Annotated in this window: 2 protein-coding genes; both read right to left on the bottom strand. The window is 36.2% G+C overall.

Features of this window, described 5'->3' with window-relative positions; all coding sequences use genetic code 11:
* Positions 1–3,289: AMP-binding protein (locus V7183_RS21080; RefSeq protein WP_335360720.1), on the bottom strand; the 3,289-nt coding region annotated here is incomplete at its 3' end.
* A gap of 505 nt (positions 3,290–3,794) precedes the next feature.
* Positions 3,795–4,490: an SDR family oxidoreductase gene (locus V7183_RS21075; protein ID WP_029972812.1), complete on the bottom strand. Its 696-nt coding sequence runs from the start codon at positions 4,488–4,490 to the stop codon at positions 3,795–3,797.
* Positions 4,491–4,664: the final 174 nt, after the last annotated feature.

Genomic DNA, 4,664 nt, shown 5'->3' with positions numbered 1-4,664 from the left:
TATTGTCTATAACTTGCTGCAATCGAAGTTGATACGTTTCAAACATGGCACTGATCATGTCTTCATCAAACAAATCTTTTGCATAATCCCAAGTCATAATTAATTGTCCGTCTCTTTCCGTGACTTGGAAATCTAAAAATACTTGAGGGGTCTGGCTTATTCCGTATTTAATTTTCCCTAATTTCGTCAACGTATCTGCAAATTCCGATTTATCGAATAACATACTAGTAAATACAATTGGCATAATCGCTTTACTAGTCATTTCTCTCTTACTTGCAATATTTCGTATAACATCAACACCACTATAAAAACGATGGTCTACTGCTTCAAATAATATATCTTGAACCATAGATGCTTTCTCCCAAAAAGCACGATGAACAGATAAATCAATATCTAACAATAAAACTGATGTAAAATCTCCAATCAACTTCATTACGTCTGGATGAAAGGACTGTCGATTAAATAATGTTAAATTAAGTGCCATTCTGGATTGATTGCTCCATTTGCACAAAACTTCCGCATAAATTGTACATAAGAATACAGATGGTGTTACACCGTACTGAGTTGCCAGGCCCTTCACAATATTCCATTGATCAGTTGTCAGACTTTTCTCCATTCGCTGAAATATTGGTTTCTCTATGAATTCTGGCTCACAAACTAATGGTAGCTGAGGTGCATAGGGAAAATCCTCTATTTTGGCTTGCCAATAGTCTTGAGCTTTTTGATAGGCGGAAGATTCACGAAAGCTCTCCAATGCCCTTACATAATCTGAGAATTGGAATGTTAAAGGTTTAATCTCCATATTCGGTTTCTCATAATAATCCATTATCTCTTGTATTAAAATTAATAAACTGCCTCCATCAGCAATTAATAAGTCAATATCCAGGAAGAGATAATTTTTCTTCTCACCAAGAATAAATGCAGTCAACTCAAATAATGGCCAATGATCTTGTTGGAAAACAAAATGTGACCTGCTATTTCTTTTTTCCAATATACGTTTTTGTTGATCCTCTAAAGACAAGTCTTGTAAATCTTCAATACAAATCTCATAAGAAGAATTAGAACGCCGAACTTTTTGCATTCCTGTATCATCAAAAATAGTACGCAGCATAAGCTGACGCTCTAAAACATGATTCAATGCATCGTTTAAGCGTTTAATATCTAATTCTGTTTCAAACTCATAATAGGCATGTGTGGAGACATTACCCATTTCCATAATATTTTGTCTTCCAACTAAATAGGCTCCTTGTATTTCTGTTACCTGGAACGGCTCATACCACATGTCTTTATTCCCTGTTAATTCGGATGCATTGACATCCTCTGCCTTTAGTTGTTCCTCAACCATCTTAATTATTTGTTCCAGGGTAGACATTTTGAAAAGGCTTACAATAGGGATTTCGACTTGAAATCGTTGATTTATTTCATCCTGGAAACGAATCAACGTTAACGAACTAACTCCCATCCGAGAAATCGTATCGTCTACTTTCAAAGAAGGGATAGAGAATACTTCTTTTGCAATTTCAACGATTTGATTTTCAATCTCCGTTTTGTTCCATGCTGACTTCTTTGCAGATTCCTTGATACTCTGATAAGAATATGGAGCTATTGCGATAACTTCATCAAACTCATGATTCTCAAATCGCTCTATTAAAAGAAAACGTTGCACCTTTCCACTTGTTGTTTTCGGTATCGTTTTTATTGGAATTACATAATCTGCAGCTATTCCAACCCGTTCTAATACCATATCCTGCACTTGATGGGCAAGTGGCAAAAATGCCTTGGCATCTTTTCGATTATGTACAAATACTATAATTTCATCCCTGATCGATGACGGATTGCGAACACCACACACAACGACTTGAGACAACTCTGGGATCGCCAATGTTAACATATTTTCTATATCGCTAGCATAATAATTCTGACCATTTACAAACAGAATATCCTTCTTTCTGCCCATTACAATGAGTTCTCCATTGCGTAAAAGTCCTAAATCTCCTGTACAGAAGAAGCCCTGTTCATTAAAAGGGGAACTATCATGATTCATATATCCCTCAAATACATTTTTCCCCTTGATCACTATATTGCCTATGTAATTTTCCCCTAAGATGTGGTCTTCATCATCTACAATCAATATTTCTAATTCATATAATGGTTCTCCTACTATGGCAAACTCTGCTGCATTTGGCTCCTTCGTTTCTATATACTCCACTTCTTGACCAATACGAGCTTTATGACGGTTAATACATACACTTCTATTATGTCCTTCTTCAGGAATAGTAACAGCCAGACTAGCTTCTGCCATACCATAGACTTGATGGATCGTATTTTCACGCAAGCCAGAAGACGAGAATTTTTCATAAAATCGTCTAATGGTATCCATTGATATTGGTTCTGCACCACACATTATGTTTCGCACACTAGATAAATCAATATTTTCTAAATGTGAATCCTTTACAGTCTTTATCATCCAGTCTAATCCAAAATTCGGACTTACAAGCACCGTTGCTTTTAATTGCGCACATTTTTGAAGATATAGCCAAGATTTCTTTAAAAATGTACCCGAATTTAGAAGGGAATGAGATATACCCGCAAATATCGGAGTTAAATGATAACCGATCAAGCCCATATCATGTGTCAATGGTAACCAACTAGCCATGACATCATTTGTGTCTAGTTTCAAACGATCTACTATCTGTGCCAAATTATAAACTAGATTTTCATGTGTTAATTTTACTCCTTTAGGGTTACCTGTGCTGCCAGACGAATATTGTATATACGCTAAGTCCTGACAATCTACTGTAACGCATTGCCCCTCTTCCATATTACATGCTAAGGTTTCATACTCTAAGTATTTCAAATTATTGGCTTCATAACTTTCTCTAAACGTATTTAAATTTCTTTCATCAGTAATTATCCACGCATTCGGCAACTGCTCACTTACTTTCACTAACTTCTTGAAAGCTTCAGTGTCAGGCGATGCAATTAGCGGTACAGACAGAGGAACGGGGATCATGCCTCCTAAAATACAACCCCAAAACAACCTTATAAAGGATAGATTATTGTTTGTCTGAAAGATAATATAAGAGCCCTTCTGAAATCCCTGCTTTTGTAGTGCCCCTAAGATGGATTTGGCATTAAAATAAAGACTTTCATAAGACTCAAACAATTCAGAGCCATCGGATTGAGTAAAGTAAACTCCCCTTGATTTCTCGTTAGCATAAATTCCAAGTAATTGATCTAGTGTTATATTAACTCCATCCTCTAATACTGATTTTGTATAAGGTTTCATATTGCACCTCCTAAAAAGTTATTGTTTTTATGCTGCGATATTATCTTTGTTACAATTGATGCAACGTCTTGATCTTGCCTCTTTAATATTAAAATTTATGTTGAGAATTATTTATGTATATTGGCTTCTATAATTCTATTATATTCTATTTAAGGATTATATCAACAAAATTTTTAAATTTTTCCAGCTCAAAGGGCGTGGTTTAAACCCACCGCCCTTTGCCTTCGGGTTGGATAGTAATAATCAGAATCACTTAAAAAAACACTCAATAATGCCCCCGTTGTCAAGACACGATTTTTTGAGGAAAAAGTTATGTCCTTCTTATCATGTCATGTAGCATTTCAGGATGCGATCTGTTCTCAATATATCATTTTTTTACATTTTCCAATTTAATAGCGTGCAGAAAGGCAAACAGCCTCTGCACGCTTGTGTATAAATCTTAAATTTCAACTTATATCTTATATCATACAGCAGTCATTTTCTTGATCATCCAGACGGTGCCACATCAAATGCTCATCGGTTTCCCTTGATAGTCAACGAAAACAAATTCACTATCGATACGAACTTGTCGATTAATGAGATTATAAATATCTTCTGCTGTTTCTTTTGGATGTGTCGGGGCTATCATTCCTCCCATATCCGTCCTTACCCACCCTGGATGGACGGAAAGGACTTGAATGCCTTCATTCTTTAATGCTACATGGAGCTTCTCGGACAACATATTTAAGGCAGCTTTCGACAATCCATAAGGATAATCACCACTATATGCATTTGTTAGACTACCACCTTCTGACGAGATGTTGATAATGGATTGATTCTCACCCTTTTTCAGCAAAGGTAGAAAATGTTTAATCACACGGGCTGGTCCTAACGTGTTGACATCAAATGCTAGTTTGATAGCCTCTATATCAAGATCCTCAATAGACGTACCCCTTCCATTAAGAATGGCAGCATTATTGATAATCACATCAAGACTTTCACCTACATTACGAGCTGCTTCACGAACAGATTCCTCGTCTGTGACATCTAAATGAAGAATTTCTAACTGGTTGCTATTTTTCTCTTTTAATTTGGTTAATTGAGTCCTTTTTTGTTCATTCGCATCTCTGACTCCAGCAAAAACTCGGTACCCTTTTTCTAATCCAACTTCGACAAATCCAAGCCCTAAGCCCCTATTTGCCCCAGTAATTAATATATCCACCATAATCCTCCCAGATTTTTTTAATAGTTATTTTACGGATGCATGTGATAGCAATAGGTAAGACTTTGATGTAATCGCCATCTTTTCCCCTGCTCCACACCCAACGTGCGACTTTCACCGCATTGGGCGTTCCATCTTATTCTTTTATGCTAAAGCACGTCTGTTGATTATCTA

The sequence above is a fragment of the Bacillus sp. JJ1127 genome (assembly GCF_036965845.1).
In the GTDB taxonomy this organism is placed as follows: domain Bacteria; phylum Bacillota; class Bacilli; order Bacillales; family Bacillaceae_G; genus Bacillus_A.
This window is presented reverse-complemented; position numbering and strand designations above follow the sequence as displayed.